21 protein-coding genes are annotated in these 22757 nt (G+C 72.4%); 9 read left to right on the forward strand and 12 right to left on the reverse strand.

Annotation, left to right across the window (positions count from 1 at the left end; all coding sequences use genetic code 11):
• Positions 1–148: 148 nt before the first annotated feature.
• The 5 genes from GTY67_RS33385 to GTY67_RS33405 form a co-directional block, all read right to left on the reverse strand.
• Positions 149–1672, reverse strand: coding sequence for an aldehyde dehydrogenase family protein (locus GTY67_RS33385; RefSeq protein WP_093688006.1), 1524 nt, complete (start codon positions 1670–1672; stop codon positions 149–151).
• Positions 1673–2009: 337 nt separating this feature from the next.
• The gene (locus GTY67_RS33390) at positions 2010–3263 is read right to left on the reverse strand and encodes a GAF domain-containing protein (RefSeq protein ID WP_161281514.1); all 1254 of its coding nucleotides are present in this window, start codon (positions 3261–3263) and stop codon (positions 2010–2012) included.
• A 90-nt stretch (positions 3264–3353) separates the two neighbouring features.
• A complete protein-coding gene (locus GTY67_RS33395) occupies positions 3354–3935 on the reverse strand; it encodes an N-acetylmuramoyl-L-alanine amidase (RefSeq protein WP_093688010.1) in 582 nt (193 codons plus the stop codon).
• Between the two features lie 232 nt (positions 3936–4167).
• Positions 4168–5499 (reverse strand): SWF or SNF family helicase, encoded by a 1332-nt coding sequence (locus GTY67_RS33400; RefSeq protein WP_161281515.1) that lies wholly within the window; start codon positions 5497–5499, stop codon positions 4168–4170.
• Positions 5496–8465 carry a DEAD/DEAH box helicase gene (locus tag GTY67_RS33405; RefSeq protein ID WP_161281516.1) on the reverse strand — a complete coding sequence of 990 codons (2970 nt, stop codon included), beginning with the start codon at positions 8463–8465 and terminating at the stop codon, positions 5496–5498. The genes GTY67_RS33400 and GTY67_RS33405 overlap by 4 nt, the downstream gene beginning before the upstream one ends.
• A 258-nt stretch (positions 8466–8723) precedes the next feature.
• Between GTY67_RS33405 and GTY67_RS33410 the strand changes: the two genes are divergently transcribed.
• Entirely contained in the window at positions 8724–9785 is a 1062-nt protein-coding gene (locus tag GTY67_RS33410; RefSeq protein ID WP_161281517.1) for an acyl-CoA desaturase, read from the forward strand.
• A 125-nt stretch (positions 9786–9910) separates the two neighbouring features.
• A complete protein-coding gene (locus GTY67_RS33415; RefSeq protein ID WP_093688018.1) occupies positions 9911–10093 on the forward strand; it encodes a hypothetical protein in 183 nt (60 codons plus the stop codon).
• A 75-nt stretch (positions 10094–10168) separates the two neighbouring features.
• Here the strand turns inward: GTY67_RS33415 and GTY67_RS33420 are convergent, their stop codons facing one another.
• Positions 10169–11224, reverse strand: coding sequence for a hypothetical protein (locus tag GTY67_RS33420; protein WP_161281518.1), 1056 nt, complete (start codon positions 11222–11224; stop codon positions 10169–10171).
• A gap of 206 nt (positions 11225–11430) precedes the next feature.
• Between GTY67_RS33420 and GTY67_RS33425 the strand changes: the two genes are divergently transcribed.
• A complete protein-coding gene (locus GTY67_RS33425) occupies positions 11431–12339 on the forward strand; it encodes an oxygenase MpaB family protein (protein WP_161281519.1) in 909 nt (302 codons plus the stop codon).
• A 101-nt stretch (positions 12340–12440) separates the two neighbouring features.
• Complete coding sequence (locus GTY67_RS33430) at positions 12441–13226, forward strand: alpha/beta hydrolase (protein WP_161281681.1); 786 nt, start codon at positions 12441–12443, stop codon at positions 13224–13226.
• 58 nt (positions 13227–13284) lie between these two features.
• On the opposite strand, the gene GTY67_RS33435 is transcribed toward GTY67_RS33430, so the two are convergent.
• The 5 genes from GTY67_RS33435 to GTY67_RS33455 form a co-directional block, all read right to left on the reverse strand.
• Positions 13285–13887: a methyltransferase domain-containing protein gene (locus GTY67_RS33435; protein WP_161281520.1), complete on the reverse strand. Its 603-nt coding sequence runs from the start codon at positions 13885–13887 to the stop codon at positions 13285–13287.
• 118 nt (positions 13888–14005) lie between these two features.
• Positions 14006–14581, reverse strand: coding sequence for a TerD family protein (locus GTY67_RS33440; RefSeq protein WP_161281521.1), 576 nt, complete (start codon positions 14579–14581; stop codon positions 14006–14008).
• Positions 14582–14792: 211 nt separating this feature from the next.
• Entirely contained in the window at positions 14793–14957 is a 165-nt protein-coding gene (tatA, locus tag GTY67_RS33445; protein WP_093688028.1) for a Sec-independent protein translocase subunit TatA, read from the reverse strand.
• 91 nt (positions 14958–15048) lie between these two features.
• A complete protein-coding gene (mgtA, locus tag GTY67_RS33450; protein ID WP_161281522.1) occupies positions 15049–17853 on the reverse strand; it encodes a magnesium-translocating P-type ATPase in 2805 nt (934 codons plus the stop codon).
• On the reverse strand, positions 17837–18202 hold the full coding sequence (locus GTY67_RS33455; protein ID WP_018512826.1) for a metalloregulator ArsR/SmtB family transcription factor: 366 nt from the start codon (positions 18200–18202) through the stop codon (positions 17837–17839). The genes mgtA and GTY67_RS33455 overlap by 17 nt, the downstream gene beginning before the upstream one ends.
• A gap of 238 nt (positions 18203–18440) precedes the next feature.
• Here GTY67_RS33455 and GTY67_RS33460 point away from each other — a divergent pair, with 238 nt between their 5' ends.
• Positions 18441–19064 (forward strand): ATP/GTP-binding protein, encoded by a 624-nt coding sequence (locus GTY67_RS33460; protein WP_161281523.1) that lies wholly within the window; start codon positions 18441–18443, stop codon positions 19062–19064.
• 24 nt (positions 19065–19088) lie between these two features.
• On the opposite strand, the gene GTY67_RS33465 is transcribed toward GTY67_RS33460, so the two are convergent.
• The gene (locus GTY67_RS33465; protein ID WP_343238804.1) at positions 19089–19442 is read right to left on the reverse strand and encodes a PPOX class F420-dependent oxidoreductase; all 354 of its coding nucleotides are present in this window, start codon (positions 19440–19442) and stop codon (positions 19089–19091) included.
• A 215-nt stretch (positions 19443–19657) separates the two neighbouring features.
• On the opposite strand from GTY67_RS33465, the gene GTY67_RS33470 reads away from it, so the two are divergent.
• From GTY67_RS33470 to GTY67_RS33485, 4 genes are all read left to right on the forward strand, one after another.
• Entirely contained in the window at positions 19658–20071 is a 414-nt protein-coding gene (locus GTY67_RS33470; protein WP_093688036.1) for a roadblock/LC7 domain-containing protein, read from the forward strand.
• A 118-nt stretch (positions 20072–20189) separates the two neighbouring features.
• Entirely contained in the window at positions 20190–21269 is a 1080-nt protein-coding gene (locus GTY67_RS33475) for a DUF6397 family protein (protein WP_161281524.1), read from the forward strand.
• A gap of 40 nt (positions 21270–21309) precedes the next feature.
• The gene (locus tag GTY67_RS33480; protein WP_161281525.1) at positions 21310–21798 is read left to right on the forward strand and encodes a GNAT family N-acetyltransferase; all 489 of its coding nucleotides are present in this window, start codon (positions 21310–21312) and stop codon (positions 21796–21798) included.
• Between the two features lie 229 nt (positions 21799–22027).
• The gene (locus tag GTY67_RS33485) at positions 22028–22714 is read left to right on the forward strand and encodes an LAETG motif-containing sortase-dependent surface protein (protein WP_093688042.1); all 687 of its coding nucleotides are present in this window, start codon (positions 22028–22030) and stop codon (positions 22712–22714) included.
• Positions 22715–22757: the final 43 nt, after the last annotated feature.

Consider the following 22757-nt stretch of genomic DNA (forward strand, 5'->3'; position numbering starts at 1 on the left):
ATGCCGGGGATCCTGCCGATCACGGTGCGCAGGGGTCAACGAGCTCCCCGCTGATCCGTCAAGTTCCGGAGGCCGGACGGGACAGCAGGGACGGGGCGGAACCGCCCGACCGCGCGGTTCCGCCCCGTCCCCTCCGGTGTAGGAAGCCCTAGAAGAAGCCCAGCTTCTGCGCCGAGTACGACACCAGGAGGTTCTTCGTCTGCTGGTAGTGCTCCAGCATCATCTTGTGGTTCTCCCGGCCGATGCCCGACTCCTTGTAGCCGCCGAACGCCGCGTGGGCCGGATAGGCGTGGTAGCAGTTCGTCCAGACCCGGCCCGCCTTGATGGCGCGCCCTGCCCGGTAGGCCGTGTTGGTGTCGCGGGTCCACACGCCCGCTCCGAGGCCGTACAGCGTGTCGTTGGCCGTCGTGATGGCGTCGTCGAAGTCGGTGAAGGAGGCCACCGCCACGACCGGGCCGAAGATCTCCTCCTGGAAGATCCGCATCCGGTTGTCGCCCTCGAAGACCGTCGGCTGGACGTAGTAGCCGCCCGCCAGTTCGCCGCCGTGCTCCACGCGCTGACCGCCCGTGAGGATCTTCGCGCCCTCCTGCTGGCCGATCTCCAGGTAGGAGAGGATCTTCTGGAGCTGGGAGTCGGACGCCTGCGCGCCGATCATCGTGTCGGTGTCCAGGGGGTGGCCCGGCACGATCTTCTCCGTACGGGCGATCCCGGCCTCCAGGAACGCCCCGTAGTGCCCCCGCTGGATCAGGGCGCGCGACGGACACGTACACACCTCGCCCTGGTTGAGGGCGAACATCGTGAACCCTTCGAGGGCCTTGTCGAGGAAGTCGTCGTCACTGCGGGAGACGTCGTCGAAGAAGATGTTCGGCGACTTGCCGCCCAGCTCCAGCGTCACCGGCTTGAGGTTCTCGGAGGCGTACTGCATGATCAGCCGCCCCGTCGTGGTCTCGCCGGTGAACGCGATCTTCGCGACGCGCGGGCTGGAGGCCAGTGGCTTTCCGGCCTCCTCGCCGAAGCCGTTGACGATGTTGACGATCCCCGGCGGCAGCAGATCGGCCACCAGGCTCATCCAGAAGTGGATCGACACCGGGGTCTGCTCGGCCGGCTTCAGGACCACCGCGTTGCCCGCCGCCAGAGCGGGGGCGAGCTTCCAGGTGGCCATCAGGATCGGGAAGTTCCACGGGATGATCTGGCCGACCACGCCCAGCGGCTCATGGAAGTGGTACGCGACGGTGTCCTCGTCCAGCTCGCTGAGCGAGCCCTCCTGGGCGCGCAGGACCCCCGCGAAGTAGCGGAAGTGGTCGATGGCCAGCGGGATGTCGGCGGCCAGCGTCTCGCGCACCGGCTTTCCGTTCTCCCAGCTCTCGGCGACCGCCAGCTCCTCCAGATGCGCTTCCATCCGGTCCGCGATCCGGTTCAGGACGGCGGCCCGGTCACCGGCCGGGGTCGCGCCCCACGCGGGCGCGGCCGCGTGTGCCGCGTCCAGGGCGAGTTCGACGTCCTCGGAGGTGCCGCGGGCGACCTCGGTGAAGGGGCGGCCGTTGACGGGGCTCGGGTTCTCGAAGTACCCGCCCCGGACCGGCGGGACGTACGCGCCGCCGATCCAGTGGTCGTAGCGGGACGCGTACGTGACGATCGCGCCCTCGGTGCCTGGTGCGGCGTAACGGGTCATCTCTGTGGCCTCCCGGATCCGGTGCCGCCCGCCGTTGGACGGCCCTCGGCGCGAGGCTAGGAGCACGGACGTTGCAACGCCGTTGCGGTGTGGGCGTCGCTCGGATACGCGGTGGGGGCGGGGGGCCTCGGTGGGTGCGGCGTCGCTCGGGTGCGTGGTTAGGGTGCGGGACTTCGGCGGGGCGTCGCCCGGATACGCCCTTGCGGTACGGGACTTCTGCGAGGGTCGCCCGGATACGCCCTTGCGATAAGGGCCGGGCGCGCCGCTGCCGGGTTCAGCCGCCCCTGTCCGGCGCCCGGCCCCTGCCTCAACCGTCCCTGTCCGGCGCCGAGCCCCCTCAGCCGCCCTGTTCCGCGTCCAGCCTCCGCACCCTCGCCAGCAGCGCCGCCCGCTGCCCCGCCGGTGCCGCGCCCGCCAGCGCCTGCCACACCGCCAGGTCGTCCTCGCCCCACGGGCTGTACGCCCAGTCGGCCAGCAGCCCGGGGTCACCCCGGGCGATCAGCGCCGCCCGCAACTCGTCCGCGATGCGGTGGCGCAGCCGTACGACGGCGGGGGCGCGCGACCCCGGCAGCAGCGGGCCCGCGTACGCGTCCAGCGCAGCCGCCACCGCCCCGGAGCCCAGCCGCCGCGTCACCGTGTCGAAGTCGGCGTCCACGGGCAGGGCGAGCCGGTACGGGCGCGAATGCAGGAGGTCGGGGCCCAGCAGCCGCCTGAGCCGGGAGAGTTCGGCCCGCAGCGTCACCGGGGGCACCGACTCGTCCTCGTACAACTCGATCAGCAGCTCGTCCCCGCTCAGTCCCTCCGGGCGGCGGGCCAGGGCGACGAGGATCTCGCTGTGCCGCCTGCTGAGCCGGATCCTGCGGCCGCCCGCGCGCAGCACCGCCTCGTCCCGGCCCAGCGCGCTCAGCCGCACCGACCCACCGTCCGCCGCCGGTGCCAGCAGCGCGAGGTGGGACTCGGCGGCCCGCGCCACCGCCTGGACGAAGGCCAGACTGTGCGGGTGCGCCAGCCGGTCGCCGCCCGTGATGTCCACCGCCCCCAGCACCCGGCCGGTGTGGGGGTCGTGCAGCGGGGCCGCCGCGCACGTCCACTGCTGGACCGGGCGCAGGAAGTGCTCGGCCGCGAAGACCTGCACCGGCCGGCCGACCGCGATGGCCGTGCCCGGCGCGTTGGTCCCGGCTACGCTCTCCGCCCAGCGCGCGCCCTCCACGAAGTTCATCGCCCCCGCCCGGCGGCGGGCCGTGGCATGGCCCTCCACCCACAGCAGCCTGCCGTGGGCGTCGCAGACGGCCAGCAGATGCTCCCCGTCCGTGGCGTAGGCGCCCATGAGTTCACGGATCACGGGCATCGCCCGGGCCAGCGGATGCGCCTCGCGGTACGGCCCCAGCTCGTCCGCCCCGAACTCCACCACGGGCGCGCCGTCCGGGCTGACCTGGGCCCGGGCCGAGCGGAGCCACGACTCGCCGACCACCGTACGTACCGGCCGCTCCAGCCGCCCCGCCGACGTGAACGCCTCGTGCGCGCGGCGCAGCGCCCCGACCTGTTCACCGGGGTCCGTATCAGCGGCCAGGGCCACCCAGGGGTCCGTCAACTCACCCTCCCTCCGGGGCCGTCCTGCCTCCCATCGTCGTCGCCACAGGTCGCCGCGACAACCTGGCTGCGGTGGGTAATCGGCGCGGGGTCAGGGGAGGTCGACGAGCCGCAGATAGCGCTCCCAGTCCCAGAGGACACCGGGGTCGGTGTGGTCGCTGCCGGGCACCTCGTGGTGGCCGATGATGTGCGCGCGGTCCTTGGGGATGCCGTGCCGCGCGCAGATGTCCGCGGTGAGGAGCGCCGAACGCCGGTACATCGCGTCGGTGAAGAACTCCGGACGGTCCACCCACCCCTCGTGCTCTATGCCGATGCTGCGGGTGTTGACCTCCCAGTTGCCCGCGTGCCAGGCGATGTCCTCTTCCCTGACGCACTGGGCGACATGGCCGTCACCGGAGCGCACCACGTAGTGGGCGGAGACCTGCTTGGCCGGATCGCCGAAGATGCCGATCGTCGGGGTGAACAGCTGCTGCGCGACGTGGATGACGACACGGTCGATCCGGCGCTCGGACGGGTGCGAGGGGACGGTGTAGTTCGCCGTGTGGGCGGGCGCCCAGAGAGCCGTCGGGTAGTCCGCGACGGCGGGCGGGGGAGCGACGGCCCGTGCCGACGCCGGGGCCAGCGCCGCCGCCACGGTGACGGCGGCCCCCTGAAGGAGCCTTCTGCGGTGCATCGCACTCCTGAGGAGGCCGGGGTCGCTCTATAAGCGGACGCGTGAGGGAAAGAGGAGGCCGGAGCCGTCTTCCGACGATGACGTACGGAAGAGGGCCCCGGTTCCCCCACACGTGCCGACGGACTTCCGCGCCTGCCCACGGCTCCGGCCCGCGACGGACCTCAGGCCTCGCCCACGGACCGGCCCGCGACGGACTTCCGCGCCTGCCCACGGCCCCGGCCCGGGACGGACCTCAGGCCTCGACCACGGCCCCGGCGAGCGCCCCCGCCAGCGCACCCGCAGGGTCGTCGTCCGCCGGCCCCGCGGGCACCCAGCGGCCACGCTCCTTGCGGTAGGGCCACCACCGGCCGTCGCGGTCATAGCGGAGCTGGACATCGGCGCCCGCCACCGTCCACCGGGCCCGCGCCGCCCGCAACTGCGGCCGCTCGCCCTCCTCCCAGGCCTCCGCGAGCCGCGCACGGGCCCGGGCGAGGGAGTCCGGGTCCGGTTCCCACTCCTCGTCCAGCACCGCCAGCCCGGCGACCCCTCCGTACCGCCAGGCACGCACCGCCGGCTCCAGTTCGGCACGCGCCCGCCCGGCACCCTGGGCCAGCCGCGTCGCGATCCACGGCTCCGGAGAGGCGTCGGCGGCCATCCGTACCGCGTCCTGCTCCGCTGTCAGCTCCGCCGGAACCGGCTGCCGTTCATGCCCCGGAACCAGCGCCTCCAGCAGCAGCCGACGGGCCCGTACGGCGCTGTCGGCGGCCAGCACCTCCAGCGCCGCCGGGTCGAGGCCGGCCGGCGGCCCCGCCTCCGTGTCCAGCGACGGCGGCGGCCCCGGCTCCTCGGGCACTAGCGGGGGCCCGGGCAGCGGCGGCAGGATGGAGCCCGCGGCGAACGCCTCGCCGGCCGGGACCCCGTACACATCCTGGTCCACGTCCTCCGGCGCGGCACCGCCCTCCGCACCCCGCACCGCGCGGGCGGCGCTGCGGACCTGGAGCTCGTCCAGCAGCCGCCGCTCGCCGCGCCCCCGCATCAGCAGCAGGACGAACGGGTCCTCGTCCAGCAGCCGCGCCACCTGGTAGCACAGGGCACCCGAGTGGGCGCAGTGGTCCCAGGTCCCGCAGGTGCACTCCGGCTCCAGATCGCCGATACCGGGCAGCAGCTCCACCCCGGCGCCCGCCGCGTCCTCCACCAGGTGCGGCTCCATCTCCCGGTCCAGCAGCGCCGCGATGTGCCCGGCCCGGTCCACCGCCATGTCCAGGAAGCGGTCCCACGCCTCGTCGCTCAGCTCCTGGAGCAGCACATCGCTCCGGTGGCCCGTACCGTCCCGGTCCCGTACGACGGCCGTGATCCGGCCGGGGCGCACGGAGACCGCCCCGACGGCCCCCTCCCGGGCCAGCCGACGCCCCTGCTTGAGCTGCTGACCGTCCAGGGCGGTGTCCTCCAGCGCCTGGAGCCACGCCCGGCCCCACCACGACGTGGCGAAGGCCCGACCAGGCGGGGGCGGCAGCGGCGCGAACGTACGCTCCGCTCCACCGCCGGAATCCACCGCGTCCGACCCGAACTCGTAGTCGTCGCTCATCGTGCGCCCCCTCGCAGTTCGACCAGATCGGCCAGTTCCGCATCGGTCAGTTCGGTCAGTGCCGCCTCCCCGGAACCGAGCACCGCGTCCGCCAGCCCCTGCTTGCGGGCGAGCATCTGGGCGATCCGGTCCTCGATCGTCCCCTCGGCGATCAGCCGGTGCACCTGGACGGGCTGTGTCTGCCCGATCCGGTACGCCCGGTCGGTCGCCTGTGCCTCGACCGCCGGGTTCCACCAGCGGTCGAAGTGCACGACATGACCGGCCCGGGTGAGGTTGAGCCCGGTCCCCGCCGCCTTCAGGGAGAGCAGGAACACCGGTGCCTCGCCCGCCTGGAAGCGGCTCACCATCTCCTCCCGGCGCGCCACCGGCGTACCGCCGTGCAGGAACTGCGTAGGCACCCCGCGCGCGGCGAGATGCTCCTCCAGCAGCCGCGCCATCTGTACGTACTGCGTGAACACGAGTACGGAGGCCTGCTCGGCCAGGATCGTGTCCAGGAGCTCGTCCAGCAGCTCCACCTTCCCCGACCGGTCCGCGATCCGCGGCCGCTCCTCCTTCAGGTACTGCGCCGGGTGGTTGCAGATCTGCTTCAGCGCCGTCAGCAGCTTCATCACGAGCCCCCGCCGCTCGAACCTGTCCGCGCCGGAGATCTCGGCGAGCGTCTCGCGGACCACCGCCTCGTACAGCCCGGTCTGTTCGGCCGTCAGCGACACCGCCCGGTCGGTCTCCGTCTTCGGCGGCAGCTCCGGGGCGATCCCCGGGTCGGACTTGCGGCGGCGCAGCAGGAACGGGCGGACCAGGGCCGCGAGCCGCTCGGCGGCCCCCGGGTCGCTGCCACCCTCGACGGCGGCGGCGTACCGGGTACGGAAGGTGGCGAGCCGGCCCAGCAGCCCGGGCGTCGTCCAGTCCAGGATCGCCCACAGCTCGGAGAGGTTGTTCTCCACCGGGGTGCCGGTGAGGGCGACGCGGGCCCGGGCGCCGATGGTGCGCAGCTGCTTGGCCGTCGCCGAGTGCGGGTTCTTGACGTGCTGGGCCTCGTCGGTGACGACCATGCCCCAGGAGGCGGCGGCCAGCCGGGGCGCGTCCAGACGCATCGTGCCGTACGTCGTCAGGACGAACTCGCCGTCCACCAGCCCCTCCAGGGAACGCGACGCGCCGTGGAACCGGCGTACGGGGGTGCCCGGGGCGAACTTCTCGATCTCCCGCTGCCAGTTGCCCATCAGCGAGGTCGGGCACACCACCAGCGTCGGGCCGGCCGCGTCCGGGTCGCCCTGGCGGTGCAGATGGAGAGCGATGAGCGTGATCGTCTTGCCCAGGCCCATGTCGTCGGCGAGGCAGGCCCCGAGACCGAGCGAGGTCATGGTGTTCAGCCAGTTCAGACCGCGCAGCTGGTAGTCGCGCAGCGTCGCGGTCAGTGCCTCGGGCTGTCCGATCGCCTGCTGAGCCGCCGACTCCGGGTCGGCCAGCCGCTGCCGCAACCGCTCCAGCCAGCCCGTCGCGGCCACCTCCACCCGGCGCCCGTCCACCTCGGTGGAGCCGGTCAGCGCCGCGCCCAGGGCGTCGATGGGGGTGACCTTGCGGTCCTGGGTCTCCCGGGCCCGGCGCGCCTCCTCCGGGTCGATGAGGACCCACTGGTCCCGCAGGCGCACGATCGGCCTGCTGGACTCCGCGAGCCGGTCCAGCTCCTCGCGGCTCAGCTGCTGGTCGCCCAGGGCGAACCGCCAGTCGAACGCGAGCAGGGCGTCGGCGGACAGGAACGACGGCGTGTCCGCGACGGTACGCCCCCGCTGTTCGTCACCCTCTTCGCCGCTGCCGTCCTGTCCGTCGGCCGGGCCGATCACCGCGCGGGCGGTCAGCTTCCTCGCCAGCTCCTTGGGCCAGTGGACCTGCACACCCGTGGCTGCCAGGGCGCGCGAGGCGGGCCCCAGCAGCTCGGCGATCTCCTCGTCGGCGGGCTCCACCGCGTCCGGGACGGCGGCGGACAGCAACGGGGCCAGCGGCGGCCAGGCGCGGGCGGCGCGGCGCAGGGCGAGCAGGGCGTCCATCCGGGCCCGTGGCCCGAACGCCGCCGCACTCCGGGTGCCGCCCGCCCACACCTCGGCCGCGTCGGCGACCAGGGAGGGGTCGCTGACGCTGTGGATCTGTAGGACGGCACGGAAGGAAGGTCGCGCGTCGTCATAAAGAGGGGCGTCGGTGGCCGGGTCGGCACGGACAGGGGCATCGGTGGCCGGCGCGTCGTGGAGAGGGGCGTCGGTGGCCGGTGAAGCCGTTCCGGTCACCTCGATGCGCAACGAGAGCCGTACGCCCGCATCGTGACCGGCCGCCACATCGGCTGCCCACGCCCGTGCCTGGGGGAGGTGCTGCGGTTCCCTGGCGGCGAACGCGGGGCCCGCCGCGGCGAACCCGGCAGCGGGCGTCCGGGGCAGCCCGTCCGCCACCGCGTCAAGGAACGCCCGCAGCAGCCGCTCCGGTTCGGGCAGCAGCAGAGGGCCGTCCACCGCCGCGCCGGTCTCCAGCGGGGTCGCGTGGGCGGTGGGCGGCATCGACGCGGCAAGCTCCCGGATCCGCTCCAGATCCCCGGCGCCCAACGGCCCGACCCGCCAGGCGTCCTGGTCGGTGGGGCTGAGCCCCGGCAGCAGGAGACCACGGGCGACGAACTGGAGGCCGAGCAGCGCGGCGGCGCCCCAGAAGGCGGTCGCGGGGGAGGCCTGCCCGTCGGCCCGCGCCCGTGTCAGCACCGGCAGGGCCTCCCGTACGGGAAGGTGCAGGCCGGGCACGGTACGGCGCCGAAGGTCGGCTCCGGCCACGGTGAGGTCCGACAAGATCCCGGGCGCTTCGGGAGGGGTGCTACCGTCCGGGTTCCAGAAGGCGATCAGGCCGGTACGGGACGGATCCGCGGGGATGAAGACCGCGGAGCAGCGGGACAGCTCGGAAATCCGGGAAGGCGTTGCCGCAGGGTGCCGGTGCACAGCGATGTCAGATTCCTCAAATTTGACTAGTTGGTCGGGGTCGCCGAGGGTACTCCACCCGAAGCAGCGATGCGCCACCCCCTTCTGTGATCTGCCTCACTTCTCCACGTCCTCTCGCGCTGGTGGTGGAGCTGGCACCACCACGGAGCACGGGGGTCTGCCCCAGGAAGATCGGGGTGGTGGCGCCATGGTTGCCGTGGGACTCCGATCCGTACGTTTAACGAGGTCAGAGCCTATGTTTGAGAGACCGGAGACCTCATGTCCCAGGCAACAGCCACCGTTGCGGACCCCGCTGGTGACAGCAGTTCGGAACGGGCTGGCCTCCCGGCTGCCGGCAGTGATTTCGCCCCTCTGCTGCGTGCTGTGAAGGGGCAGGGCCTCCTCGAACATCGCACCGGGCGGTACGCGATCAGCATCGCCGCCAACCTGGCGGCCCTGGGCGGGGTGATCGCCGCGTTCGTCCTGCTGGGTGACACCTGGTGGAGCCTCTTCCTCGCTCCTCCGCTGGCGGTCCTGTGGACGCGGACGGCCTTCGTCGCCCATGACGCGGGCCATTCCCAGATATCCGGTGACCGCAGGGCGAGCAAGCTGATCGGCCTGGTCCACGCCAACCTGCTCCTCGGTATGAACGAGGCGTGGTGGAACGACAAGCACGTACGTCACCACGCCAACCCCAACCACGTGGACAAGGACCCCGATGTCGGCGTCGGTGCCCTCGTATGGACCCAGAAGCAGGCTGCGCAGCGCGCAGGGTTCGCCCGCTGGCTGACCCGCAACCAGGCCCGGCTGTTCTTTCCGATGCTGCTGCTCGAAGGCATAGCCCTGAAGGTCTACGGGTTCCAGTTCCTGCGCCGCCAGCCGGCCGGGGAGCGTGCGGTCTCGGCCCTGCTGATGACCGCGCACCTCGGGCTGTACACGACCCTGCTGCTGACCGTCCTGTCCCCGGCCAAGGCTGTCGTTTTCGCCCTGCTGCTGCACGCCCTGTTCGGTCTCCACCTGGGGATGGCCTTCGCCCCGAACCACAAGGGCATGGAGATGCCGGACCCGGACGGGGAGCGCTGGGGGCATCTGCGGCGCCAAGTCCTGACCTCGCGCAATGTGCGCGGCGCGATGCTCACCGACTGGTTCCTCGGCGGTCTGAACTACCAGATAGAGCACCACCTGTTCCCGAGCATGCCCCGGCCCCACCTGCGGCTGGCGCAGCCCCTGGTCAAGGCGCACTGCCGGAGCATCGGCATGCCGTACGCGGAAACCGGACTCGTGGAGTCCTACCGCCAGGCGCTGGCCCACATGCACGAGGTCGGCGAGCCGCTGCGATGAGGGGCGCCATGGGGGACAGAAAGGCCGGTCACGGGGGACAGTGGGAGTACGTGCGGGGGAACGTAAGGACGCACGGACGCGTTGACAGGACAGAAGCGGCGCCGGCCGCGAAGGAGGCGTGGACCATGTCGAACGGTGCGAAGGTCGCTGTCGCGGGGGTGGTGGCCGCGGCCATCCTGTGGCCCCTGATCGGATTCTGGTGGGCGCTGCTGGTGGTGATCGGCGTCCCCGTCGCGGGCTATCTGCTGCTGGACCCGTCCCAGCGACGCAGGCTCCGCAGGATCAACCGCAAGGAAATCGGCCGCTGAGCACGGAATCCAGCCGGTGGCCGGACCGCTGAGCCCGGGCCCCAATCGTGGCAGGGGCCCGGTGCCGGATCGTGGTCACGCCGGATGCGGCGCCAGCGCGTCCAGGGCCTCCAGCAGGCCGGGCAGCGCGGGCCCGCGCCCGACGGGCAGCACCTGGCCCGGCTCCTCGTCCAACAGGATCAGCGCTATGTCGTCGGTCCTGGCGACCATCGACCACCCCGGGCCGTCGACCCGCAGCGTGCGTGCGTCGGCCGAGGCGAAGACGGAGCGGATCCGGCCGGGCGGCGGCGGAGTCCTCGTATAGGCGAGGGCCTCCGACAGGGCCCGTCGTACGCCGGGGTGCTGCCGGGTCGCAGCGGCACCGGGCTCCGCGCCCCCGCCACCGTCGGCGGCAGCGCCGCCGTCCACGGCAGCGACATCCCCGGCAGCGGCATCGCCGTCGGCGCCTCCGTCGGCGGCGGCTCCGCCCTTCGGCCCACCGCTTCGGGTACCCCCGCCTCCCGGCTCGCTGCTTCCGTCACCTTCGCCTCCTGGCGCACCGCTTCCGGGTCCGCCGCTTACCGGCTCACCGGCACCGGCACCGCTGCCTTCGGTCGACTCCCCGCCCGGCCGGAGGAACTCCGCATCGTCGATCTGCTCCCGCCACTGCGTCCACCGCACCGCGATCTCGTCCGCCCCGAGCCGCCGTTGCGCGGGGCCCCAGGACCCCGTGTCCGGAGGAGCCAGCGGGGCGGGGCCCGCCCCCTCGGTCTCCGGATCGTGCGGGGCGGGCACACCGGGCGCGGCGACAGCCACGGCCAGCGGCCAGCCGGGCAGCGCGCACACCACGGAGCGGTCGTCGGGGGAGAGGTCGTACTCCATACCGCAGTCCCACGCGGCGATGGCCACGGCCACCAGGGAGACGTCCTCGACGACCACGGTCCAGCGGGCCCCGTCGCCGTCCTGCCCGAGGACGAGGCCGTACCCCTCCTCGTACGGTTCGAGGCCGAGCGCGCCGCACGCGGCCACATAGTCGTCGCCCAGCACGCTCGGGAACCGGGCAGGGGTGAGCAGCACGGCGGTCAGCACCAGCAGCGCGTCGTCGTCGGCGTCCGCACCGGCCACAGTGTCCTCCTCGTCCCTGATCCACATCCGTGCGGCCACCCGTCGCCCGGGCCCGCCCCACGTCGTCCGTCGGCGCACCTTAACTACTCGGTAACCCCGCCGTCGAGGCCCCTGACGGGCAACGACGGGCCGGATCCCCGGGTCCCTCGTCCGGGTCGTCGTGGCCGGGAAGGACCGGGACGCAGGGGGTGATCCGCGTAGGATCGGAGCTCCGGACGAACGAGGGGGAGGCCATGGTCCAGCGGTACGAACGGCTGAAGGAGATTCAGCGACTCGACCCGGAGCGGGACTTCCTGGAGATCTACCGCCTCACCGTGACCTACGAGTTCCCCTGGGACATCACCCGCGCCCTCGAACTCGCCCTCTACCGCACCTACGCCGTGCCCAGCATCGGCCGACTCCTCGATGAGACAGCGGAGTTGACCGGTCGTTCGCAGAAGCGGTACGACGACACCGCCCTCCTCCTCGACACCGTGGTGGAGCACGGATTCGACACCGAGGAGGGCCGCACGGCCGTCCGCCGGATCAACCAGATGCACCGCAGCTACGACATCAGCAACGACGACATGCGGTACGTCCTGTGCACCTTCGTCGTCACACCGAAGCGCTGGCTGGACGAGTTCGGCTGGCGCCGGCTCTCCGACCACGAGCTGCGGGCGTTCGCCGCGTACTACCGCACCCTGGGTGCGCGGATGGGGATCAAGGACCTCCCGCAGAGTTACGAGGACTTCGAGCGCACCCTCGACACCTACGAGCACGAGCACTTCGGCTGGGACGCGGGGGCCCGCCGGGTCTCCGACGCCACTCTGGAGCTCATGGCCTCCTGGTATCCGGCACCGCTCGCCCCGGTGGTCCGGGGAGCCAGCCTCGCCCTCCTGGACGACTCGCTGCTGAGGGCGTTCCGCTACGAGCGCCCGGGCCCCGTGGCCCGTGGACTGACCCGGGGCGCCCTGCGCCTGCGGGCCCGTGCCGTCCGGCTGATGCCGCCCCGCCGCAAGCCGCACTACGCACGCCAGAACCCCGAGATCAAGGGCTACCCGGACGGCTACGAGGTCGCCGCACTCGGTACGTTCCCCACCCCGGGCGTCCGTGGCTGCCCGGTTCCGGGCCATCGGCGGCCGTCCGAGGCGCCCGTCGAGTGATCCAGGCGGATCCGCGGCCCCCGCCTTGTGGATGTAGGTTCACCGCCGGACGACGGAGCGGGCCGGTGCCACACATGGACACCGGCGGGAGGGAGGGGGCGGTGTACGAGGCCGAGTTCGACGGGCGGGGCAGCCGGATCAGATGGACCGAGGCGGCCGGCCGTGGGGGAGCGGGCAGCGCCGTCGCGGGGGCGGCCACCGTCTATGTGCACGGGCTGGGCGCGATGTCGGCCGTCTACCACGCCCATGTGGCGGCCCACCCGGCCCTGTCCGGTCGCCGCTCGCTCTTCGTGGACCTCCCCGGACACGGCATCAGCGACCGCCCCGCCGACTTCGGCTACACGCTGGAGGACCACGCCGACGCGCTCGCCGCGGCCCTGGACGCGGCGGGTGTCGGCGGTGCCCGGGTCGTCGGGCACCGCATGGGCGGCTCGGTGTCCGTCGTGCTCGCCCACCTGCGCCCCGATCTCGTCTCGGGGCTGGTCCTCACGGAAGCGAACCTCGACCCGGACCCGTCGCCGACCGCCGGCAGCAGTTCCATCGCCGCGTACACGGAGGAGCAGTTCGTGCGGGGCGGCGGCTTCGCCGAGATCCTGCGGCGGTTCGGCCCCACCTGGGCCGCGACCATGCGTCTGGCGAACCCCCTCGCACTGCACCGCTCGGCCACCGGGCTGGTGCGGGGCACGGGCCCGACCGTGCGGCGGATGCTGATGGAATCAGCGGTGGACCGGAGCTTCATCCAGGGGACACTGAGCGGCGAACTCCCCGGCGCCGCAGACCTGGTCGCCTCGGGAGTGCGCGTGATCGAGTCGCCCGGGGCCGGGCACAACGTCATGTTCGACCGCCCCGATGTGCTGGCGGCGGCCGTCGCGGGCTCCACCGCCTGAGGCCGCACCGCGAGACTTCCTGTACGGCACCGGGGCCGGGCCGGTGGTCCGTGGTCCGTCAGGGCTGACGTACGGCGAGTGCGAGGAAGCGGTCGTCCTCGTCGGTGTAGGAGTCCAGCCGCCATCCGGAACCCGCCATCAGGGCCCGCAGCCGGGGCTCGGCCCGCAGGTCGTCGTCGGTGAGGGTGCGCCCGTGCCGCGCGGCCAGGGCGGCCCGGCCGATCGGGTGGAACAGGGCCAGCACCCCGCCCGGCCGCACCACCCTCGCGAGCTCCGCCATATCGGCCTCGGGGCGGGCCAGGTGCGAGATCAGCCCGGCCCCGAACACCGCGTCCAGCGCCCCGTCCCGCAGCGGCAGCCGTGCCACGTCCGCCCGGATCAGCGTGCCGCTCTCCCCGTGCCCCGCCCGCACAGCCGCTTCCAGCATGGCGGGGGTGAGGTCGGCGCCCAGCACGGTCCCCCGTGGTCCGACGACCGCGCGCAGGGCCGGGAGCGCCCGCCCCGTACCGCAGCCCGCGTCGAGTACGGCGTCCCCGGGGCGCAGTCCGAGCTGACCGGCCGCTGCGGCGTAGGCCGGGCCGTCGTCGGGAAACCGGCTGTCCCAGCCGGCCGCGCGCGGGGTGAAGAAGTCCAGGACCTGGGTGTGGTGGTCATCGGCCATACCGACATGATCGCGCAGCCGACCCCCGGACGGAACGCCGAGGAGCGGCGGCCCGTGCGGGGGTCGGTAGTACGTGCCGGCCGGACGAGTGCGTACGGCTCAGACGATTCCGTACGGCTCAGACGTTGACGCCGTAGTCGGAGGCGATGCCGGCGAGCCCCGAGGCGTACCCCTGGCCGACCGCGCGGAACTTCCACTCCGCACCGTGCCGGTAGAGCTCACCGAAGACCATCGCGGTCTCGGTGGAGGCGTCCTCGCTGAGGTCGTAGCGGGCCAGCTCCACACCGTTCGCCCGGTTCACCACGCGGATGAACGCGTTGCGCACCTGGCCGAAGCTCTGGCCCCGGCTCTGGGCGTCATGGATGGAGACCGGGAACACGATCTTCGCGATCTCGGCGGGGACCGATGCCAGGTCGACCTCGACCGACTCGTCGTCGCCCTCGCCCTCACCCGTCAGGTTGTCGCCGGTGTGGCGGACGGACCCGTCGGGGCTGTTGAGGTTGTTGTAGAAGACGAAGTGGGCGTCGGAGAGGACCTTGCCCGCCTCGGAGCACAGCAGCGCACTGGCGTCCAGGTCGTGATCGGCTCCGGTCGTGGTCCGCACGTCCCAGCCGAGGCCGACCGTCACGGCCGTCAGGCCGGGGGCCTCCTTGGACAGGGAGACGTTGCCGCCCTTCGCCAGGCTCACACCCATGAATTTCCTCCAGTGTTTCCGTCTGTTCCGTCGGTCCGCACGGCTGATCGGTCGATCCCCTGATCCTGCGGTGCGTGCTGCGTCGCTGTCACTACAAGTGGCCGCTACTGGTACGAACGCCCCACACGGCCCCGAGGGTTCCCGGATTGCGCAAGCCGTGAAATGAACGCGGCCGAGTACCCGGTCCGGGCAGCCGGGCCCGGGCGTCGCATCAGCGGGCCTCGTCGTCCTTCATGGCCTTCGCCTCGCTCTTGAGGATCCGCATCGACTTCCCCAGGGCGCGGGCGGTGTCCGGCAGCTTCTTCGAGCCGAAGAGCACGACCACCACGATGGCGAGGATCAACAGGTGCCAGGGCTCCAGTCCGTTGCGCAACATTCTGGTCCCGCCCTTCTCTCCGTCCACGCGACAACAGTTGCCGCATTGCGCAACTGTACAACTGTGGGCCGGGGGTCGGACGGCCACCCCCTCAGCGCTCCGCGCCGACCGCCTCCCGTACATCCGGCTCCTGCCCGGCGTCGGCCGGACGGCGCCGCTCGTAACGCCTGCGTGCCGCCGTGAGCCCCACCGCGTACAGGCCCAGCACCGAGCCGATCAGCAGGTAGTACAGAGGCGGCAGGGCGGTCATCCCGAGGAACGGTCCCAGCGGGGTCAGAGGGAGCAGGACGCCGACGACGGCGAGCCCGGCGGCCGCTGCCCGCAGAGGCCCGCCGGCCCGGCGCTCGGCGGCGCTGCGACCGGTCCGCAGCAGGACCATCACGAGCGCCTGGGTCAGCAGGTTCTCGGTGAACCACCCGGCGTGGAACGCCGCCTCGCCGTCGGTCCCGGCCGCGTTGTGCAGAGCGAGGGCGAGCACGCCGAAGGTGGCGAGGTCGGCGGCCGCGTTGAGCAGCCCGAACCTGGTGATGAAGCGCAGGAAGTCGCGTGAGCGCAGGACCGTGGGCCGGCGCAGGGCGGACGCGCCCGGGCGGTCGAACGCGAAGGCGAGCTGGGCCGCGTCGAAGCAGAGGTTCTGCACCAGCACCTGCGCCGGGAGCATGGGGAGGAAGGGCAGCATCAGCCCGGCCGTCAGCATGGCGATGACGTTGCCCAGGTTGGAGGAGAGGGTGATGCGCAGATAGGTGGCGATGTTCGCGCTGCTGTGCCGCCCCGCCAGCACCGCCCGGTCGATCGCGGTGAGGTCCTTCTCCGCCAGCACGACATCGGCCGCCTCGCGCGCCACATCGACCGCGTTGCGCGGGCAGATCCCGACGTCGGCCGCGTGCAGGGCGGGCAGATCGTTGACGCCGTCGCCGAGGAACCCGGTCGTGTGCCCGGCGGCCCGCAGCGCCGAGACGATCCGGGCCTTGTGCTCGGGGGTGCAGCGCGCGAACACGGTCGCCCGGTCCGCGACCCGCGCCAGCTCCGCATCCGACAGCGTGTCCACCAGCTCGGCCGTCACCACATCGCCGTACGCGCCCGCCCCGTCCGTGCGCAGGCCCAGGTCCCCGCAGACCCGGGCCGCCGTGCCCGGGTGGTCGCCGGTCAGCACCTTGACGGCCACTCCCCGCCGGGCCAGTACGCCGAGGGCGTCGGCGGCGCTCGGCGTGGGGACGTCCCGCAGCGCGACCAGGCCCACGAAGGTCAGACCGCGCTCGTCCGCCGGGGTGTACGCCCCATGCCTTACGGGCCGGTCGGCGCGGGCCACGGCCAGCAGGCGCAGCCCCGACTCCGCCTTCCGGCCGGCCAGGGCGAGCAGCCGCTCCCGCTCGCCCTCGTCCAGCGCGCACCGTTCGAGCACCGTCTCCACGGCCCCCTTGGTCACCATCGTGTGGACGCCGAGCCGGCCGGGGCGGCGGAGCACCGCGGTCGCGACCCGCCGCACCGGATCGAAGGGCAGCGCGGCCACCCCCTCGTACACGGAGGTTTCCGCCCACTCCTCGGCGTCCTCCGCGGCGTCCAGCACCGCTTCGTCGAGGGCGTCCGGTGCGGGCAACTCCGCCAGCTGGAGGGTCCACAGCGCGCTGAGCGCCGCCCACCGCAGTACGTCGGGATCGGGCCGGTCCGAACCGTCGACCGCCGTCTCGACGACGGGCCGGTCCTCGGTCAGCGTGCCCGTCTTGTCCAGGCACAGCACATCGACGGCGCCCAGGTCGTGCAGGGCGGGCAGCCGTTTGACGATGACCCCGCTGGTCCGCGCCAGCCGGGCCGCACCCCGTGCGAGCGCCGTCGTGACGATGACGGGAAGCATCTCGGGTGTGAGTCCCACCGCCACGGCGACGGCGAAGGGCAGCGTCTCCAGGCCCCGGCCCCGTAGCGCCGCGTTGGCCATCAGCACCAGTGGCGGGGTCAGCAGCATGAACCGGATCAGCGTCCAGGAGATGCCCTGTACCGACCGGTCGAACGCGCTCGTACCCCGGTGCCGGGCCCGGCCGTCGTGCGCGGCGGCGAACCGGGTCGCCCCTCCGGTGGCCACGATCACCGCCGTGCCGCTGCCGGACGTCACACTGCTGCCCTGGAAGCAGAGCTGCGGCTGCGCGAAGGGCCCGGCTCCGGCGAGCGCGGGGTCCGGCGCGTCGAGGGGATGCTTCGCCACCGGCGCCGACTCGCCGGTCAGGGCCGACTGGTGCACCGTGAGCCCGCCGGCCCGCAGTACCTGCACATCGGCCGGTACGAGGTCGCCCGGTCCCAGCCGGATCACATCGCCCGGCACGAGGTCGGCCACCGGAACTTCCCGTTCCAGGGGTGCCGCGTCCGCCGAGGACCGGCGCACCACTGTCGCCGTGGTCGCCACCAGCTCCCTGAGCGCGGCGGTCGAACGGTCCGCGCGGTGTTCCTCGGTGGAGCGCAGCAGACAGCTGACGGCGACCAGGGCCAGGATCACGCAGGCCGTTCCCCAGGCGGAGACGACGGCGGAGACCAGTCCCAGACAGAGCAGTACGGAGGTGAAGGGGTCCCGGAGGCTGCCGACGAAGCGCCGGGGCCAGGGAACCGGCCGCCAGGCGGGCAGCACGTTCTCGCCGAACCGCGCGAGCCGCTCCTCGGCCCGCGCCTCCACCAGACCGCGCGGTCCGCTGTCCAGCGAGCGCAGTATCTGGAGGGAGGTCTTCACCCGCGGGGAGTCCGGTCCGGCGTCGGAAGGCGAGTCGACGGTACGGGGCTCGGTTCCGACGCTCGTCGGCAGGGGCCCCGACCCGGACGCCTCGACGGCCGGGAACGGTGTCACGGAGGCCGGTGTGCCGGGGGCGGTCCGGCCGGGTCCCGCGGCTGCGCTGCCCTCAGGCACCGAGCTCACGCAGGCGGACGGGCTCCTGGGCCGGGTGGCCCGCGCGCTCGGCGAGCTGTCCGACCATGAGCCGGACGACCGTCACCACATCGGGGTCGTCGACCAGATAGACCTGCCGTCGGCCCTCCCGGCGCGAACGCACCAGACCGGCCAGCTTGAGCTTCGTCAGATGCTGGCTGACCGAGGGCAGCGTGCCGCCCACCCGCTCGGCGAGGCCCGTCACATCGCTCTCGCCCTGCGCCAGGGCCCACACGATGTGCAGCCTCGCCGGAGTCGCCAGGAGCCCGAACGCGGCCGCGGCCTCGGCCAGCACCTCGGCGGGCGGATCCTGGAAACCGCCGCCCGTACCTGTCGACACGCTTGCTCTCTCCCTGCCGCGACCGAAAGAAACCAGTGTAGAGGCCGCCCCGGACACCGACGAGATGCGCCAGGAGTGGGCGGGTGAGGTCCGCATCGATCAAGAACGATCAACCGTCTCGGACCGTACACCTGGTTGCCATGCTGTCCCGACGCCGATGTTCGAACGGTTGGACCGACCGGACGTCGCGGCGGCGTGCGGCTCATTCGCAGGAGAATCTTTCCAGGAGAAGTGATCGATGTCCTTTGAGCACGTCGGAAACGCACACAGCACGCGCGGCCTCCATGGGGACGACTCCGCGATGGCCTTGAAGATCCTGGTGGCGGGCGGCTTCGGCGCCGGGAAGACGACCCTCGTCGGCGCGGTCAGCGACATCCGCCCGCTGCGGACCGAGGAACCGCTCAGCGAGGCCGGACGGGGAGTGGACGACACGGAAGGGGTGGCGCGGAAGACCGCCTCGACCGTAGCGATGGATTTCGGCCGTATTACCATCCACGCCGGTCTGTCCCTGTACCTGTTCGGCACACCGGGTCAGGACCGCTTCTGGTTCCTGTGGGACGAGCTCTCCGAAGGCGCCCTCGCAGCGGTCGTCCTCGCCGACACCCGGCGCCTGGAGGACTGCTTCGCGGCCGTCGACTACTTCGAGCGCCGGCGCATCCCCTTCGTCGTCGCCGTCAACCGCTTCCCCGGTGCGCGCGCCTACGCGGTGAACGATGTGGCGCACGCCCTTGACCTGGACCGGGGCACACCTGTCGTGCTGTGCGACGCGCGTGACCGGGACTCGGGGAAAGACGTCCTGATCCGTACGGTCGAGTACGCCGGGCGTGTGCACACCGCCCGGCTCCTCGACTCCGTCGGCTGACCTCCGACGGTTGGACGCGGCCGTTCAGTCGACCATGTCGGCCAGGGCGATCACCTTGTCGATCCGCACGCGCACCACCAGTTCACCGGGCACGCCGTTGCGGCGGCCGAACTCCTCGGCGGCCTCCGGCCCGACGTAGCGCCGCGCGATCTCCGTCGCCCACCGCAGCAGCTCCTCGGGGTCCTCGCTCAGCTCCGCATGCCCCTGCACCACGGCGAACGCGTACGGCGGCCGGTCGTCGTCGATACACAGGGAGACCCGTCCGTCGCGCTCCAGATTGCGGCCTTTCACACTCTTCCTGCCGGTGTTGAAGACCAGTGAGTCGCCGTCGAGGAGGAACCAGACGGGTGCGATGTGCGGACTGCCGTCGGCCCGCACGGTCGACACCTTCGCGGTGCGGGTGCCCTCGGAGAGAAAGGCCCGCCATTCTTCTTCGTCATGTGATGTGCCATGAGCTCATCCTGGGCCCGCTGCCCGCATGGCGCGAAGCGGCGCCCCGGCAGGCGGGGGGCGCTTGCCCGTACGGAGGCGGTGCGCAAGGCTTACGCGCGTAGCGGGGGTACGGGGAACGTAGGTACGGGGAGGACGAGCAGATGGCGCTTGACCGGGGACTTGACTGGCTCCTTGACGATCTCACCAGCAGGGTGCAGTACATACGGCACGCCCTGGTGCTGTCGAACGACGGCCTGGTCACCGGGGCCAGCACCGGACTGGCCCGCGAGGACGCCGAACACCTGGCCGCGGTCTCGTCCGGCCTGCACAGCCTGGCGCGCGGTTCGGGGCGGCACTTCCGGGCGGGGCGGGCCCGCCAGACCATGGTCGAATTCGACGAGGCGCTGCTCTTCGTGACGGCCGCGGGCGACGGCAGCTGCCTCTGCGTGCTGACTGCGGCCGAAGCGGACGTGGGGCAGGTCGCCTACGAGATGACCCTGCTCGTCAACCGGGTCGGCGAACACCTCGGCGTATCCGTCCGCCAAGGCGGCCCGGAGGACGAAAAGCCCTTCTGACACCTTCCTGACCTGCGACTTCACCCGGTCGGGAGAGTTATCCACAGGCTGGAGCGGAAGTCACCCCGCCGGGCTACCGTGATCACGGAGAGTATTCGAGCTCACGGGGAGGACGGCCATGACGGTCAAGGAAGCGATGCGCACCGGCGCCGAGGGCGCGCACGGAATCAAGGGCGCCGAGAGCGCGCACCGAGTCAGGGGCACCGGTGGGAGCGGGGCCGAGGGGGAGCAGGCCTCGCCCGATACGTCGTCGGCCACGGTGGCCACGGTGGCCGCAGGCCGTGCGGCACAGGAACTGGGGCTTCGGCGCAACGAGTTCGAGCTCGCCGTGCACCTCGGGCTGATCGCCGTCACCGCCGGGCCCGGCGGCAGGCCGCGGGTGCACGATCGGGAGATCGCGCGGCTGCGCGACGACCCGGGATTCCCCGACGGGCTGGCCGAGCGGGTACGCACCGTCGGCACCGCCGAAGGTGCCGCTCTGCTCGGCATCGTCCCCGCGCGGTTCACCCGGCTGGCCCGGGCGGGCTGCTTCTCGCCGGTCACGTTCTATCTGAACCGGTACCGAGCGGTGGTCTGGCTCTATCTCGCGGACGAACTGGCCTCGTTCGCGGTGCGGGAGCCCGAGCTGCTCGCCGGCCGCACGCCCCTCGGAATGCGGACGATGCTGGAGGCGGGCGGCGACCGGAGGGCGCGGAACTGGCGCAATCAGCGCATCGACCGACTCCTGAAGCGCACCGACGACCCCTGGGCGCAGGCGGCGGTCGAGGCGTCCGCACTGGACTCCGCCCACCTCGCGGAGGTGGTGGAGGACCCGTACGAACGTGCCTATCTCGCACGGGTCAGGCCGGAGCCCGTCTTCGGCCGGCCCGGCTCCGTGGCGGCCAGGGAGACCATGGGGGAGCTGATGCTGGCGGACGACCCCGACGAGATCCTGTGGCGGCGGATCAACCTGACGCTCGCTCTGGACCTGGCCCGCGAGGCACGGCCGGCCCCACGGCCGGGCGACGACCCCGGGACGCGGACGGCGCCGCGCCCGGCACCCATCCCGCGTTCGGCCCCACCGCTACCTGTGCCCGCTGCGGAGGAGGCAGCGCCGCAGCTGTCGTCGTCCGCCGGGGTCCCGCCCTCCGGTGCACGGGAACCGGGCGGGAAACGGCTGCTCGCCAGGCTGGGATGGCGCCGGAGGGGCGACGGATAGCCGCTCGCGCACGTGCGTTCGAGTTGGGCATCATGTCCGCATGTTGATCAGGGAAGCAACCACCGAGGACTGGCCCGCCATCTGGCCGTTCTTCCACACGATCGTCGCCGCAGGCGAGACCCTCACCTACCCGCCGGACCTCGGGAAGGAGGAAGCCCAGGGGTGGTGGTACGTCGGCGCCCCGAACCGCGTGGTCGTCGCCGTCGACGACACGGGCGAGATCCTCGGCACCGCGAAGATGAACCGGAACCACATGGGCAACGGCTCGCACGTGGCCAGCGCCACGTACATGGTCGACCCCGCCCACTCCGGCAAGGGGGTGGGGCGTGCCCTGTGCGAGCACTCGGTCGACTGGGCCCGCACATCGGGTTTCCGGGCGATGCAGTTCAACGCGGTGGTCGAGACGAACACCCGCGCGGTCAAGCTCTACGAGTCCGTCGGCTTCGAGGTGATCGGCACCCTTCCCGAGGGGTTCAACCACCCGACCGAGGGCTATGTGGGGCTGCACATCATGCACAAGGCCCTCTGAAATCGCCGGACCGAGGCGAGAATTCCGGGCCGCGGCTTCGGCCACCGGCCGATCTGCAATCGGCGGACAGTGGCTGGAAGTAGCTGTCCATCTTGTCTCATGTGGCGGAGATATCGCCGGAGTTGGTTCCGGAGGGGACGTGTGGGGCGGGTGCGCCCTCCCGGGGCGATGGCAGTACTGTGCGCCCCACCGCCATTCGGGCGATGAGATCCAGCTGGAGGAAGTATCCATGACCATACCCAGGAGATCGTGGCGTGGCGCGGGAGTTCTCGTGGCCGCTGCGGTCGTCGGTCTGACCGGAGGCGTCATCACCGCCGGTCCGGCCGCGGCTCACACTCCCACCTGGGCTGTGACCTGCGACGAGGTGACCGTTGACCTCAAGTACTACACGCCGAACGTCCCCAACACGGTGACCGTCACGGTGGACGGCAAGGACCTGCTGCCCACCGAGACGTTCGGCAAGGAGTTCAGCAAGAAGCTCACGCTTCCCGAGCACTCCGAGAAGCTGACCGTGCGACTGGTCGTCAAGGACGGCAGCAAGGGCGGCAAGTACTCGTACGAAGGCGAGAAGACGGCCGACGTGTGCGAGGGCGAGCCCACTCCCACGCCGACGCCGACCGAGTCCACGCCCGAGGAGCCGACTCCCACCGAGTCCACGCCGACCGAGCCGACTCCCACCGAGTCGACCCCGTCGGAGACCCCGGGCACGGAGACGCCGGAGCCGAGCGACACCCCCAGCGCTGAGCCTTCGGAGTCCGCGCCCGCGGTGCCCGCCCCGAGCGAGAGCTCGCCGCCGCTTGCCGAGACCGGTTCGTCGTCCGCCACGCCGGTCATCGGTGGCGCCGCTGCCGCGGTACTGCTTGCCGGTGGCGGCATCCTGTGGGCCGTCCGTAAGCGGCGTACCACCCAGGCCTGACACCTGTGCGTCCGGCGTCGCTCCCGCTCCGGGCGGTGAGCGA

Source organism: Streptomyces sp. SID8374 (assembly GCF_009865135.1).
GTDB lineage: Bacteria > Actinomycetota > Actinomycetes > Streptomycetales > Streptomycetaceae > Streptomyces.

Excerpts from the sequence above, each read along its gene's own strand:
- GTY67_RS33385 (WP_093688006.1), bottom strand. The coding sequence starts at position 1,672 with ATGACCCGTTACGCCGCACCAGGCACCGAGGGCGCGATCGTCACGTAC.
- GTY67_RS33395 (WP_093688010.1), bottom strand. The coding sequence starts at position 3,935 with ATGCACCGCAGAAGGCTCCTTCAGGGGGCCGCCGTCACCGTGGCGGCG.
- GTY67_RS33400 (WP_161281515.1), bottom strand. The coding sequence starts at position 5,499 with ATGAGCGACGACTACGAGTTCGGGTCGGACGCGGTGGATTCCGGCGGT.
- GTY67_RS33410 (WP_161281517.1), top strand. The coding sequence starts at position 8,724 with ATGTCCCAGGCAACAGCCACCGTTGCGGACCCCGCTGGTGACAGCAGT.
- GTY67_RS33415 (WP_093688018.1), top strand. The coding sequence starts at position 9,911 with ATGTCGAACGGTGCGAAGGTCGCTGTCGCGGGGGTGGTGGCCGCGGCC.
- GTY67_RS33420 (WP_161281518.1), bottom strand. The coding sequence starts at position 11,224 with ATGTGGATCAGGGACGAGGAGGACACTGTGGCCGGTGCGGACGCCGAC.
- GTY67_RS33425 (WP_161281519.1), top strand. The coding sequence starts at position 11,431 with ATGGTCCAGCGGTACGAACGGCTGAAGGAGATTCAGCGACTCGACCCG.
- GTY67_RS33435 (WP_161281520.1), bottom strand. The coding sequence starts at position 13,887 with ATGGCCGATGACCACCACACCCAGGTCCTGGACTTCTTCACCCCGCGC.
- GTY67_RS33440 (WP_161281521.1), bottom strand. The coding sequence starts at position 14,581 with ATGGGTGTGAGCCTGGCGAAGGGCGGCAACGTCTCCCTGTCCAAGGAG.
- tatA (WP_093688028.1), bottom strand. The coding sequence starts at position 14,957 with ATGTTGCGCAACGGACTGGAGCCCTGGCACCTGTTGATCCTCGCCATC.
- GTY67_RS33460 (WP_161281523.1), top strand. The coding sequence starts at position 18,441 with ATGTCCTTTGAGCACGTCGGAAACGCACACAGCACGCGCGGCCTCCAT.
- GTY67_RS33470 (WP_093688036.1), top strand. The coding sequence starts at position 19,658 with ATGGCGCTTGACCGGGGACTTGACTGGCTCCTTGACGATCTCACCAGC.
- GTY67_RS33475 (WP_161281524.1), top strand. The coding sequence starts at position 20,190 with ATGACGGTCAAGGAAGCGATGCGCACCGGCGCCGAGGGCGCGCACGGA.
- GTY67_RS33480 (WP_161281525.1), top strand. The coding sequence starts at position 21,310 with ATGTTGATCAGGGAAGCAACCACCGAGGACTGGCCCGCCATCTGGCCG.
- GTY67_RS33485 (WP_093688042.1), top strand. The coding sequence starts at position 22,028 with ATGACCATACCCAGGAGATCGTGGCGTGGCGCGGGAGTTCTCGTGGCC.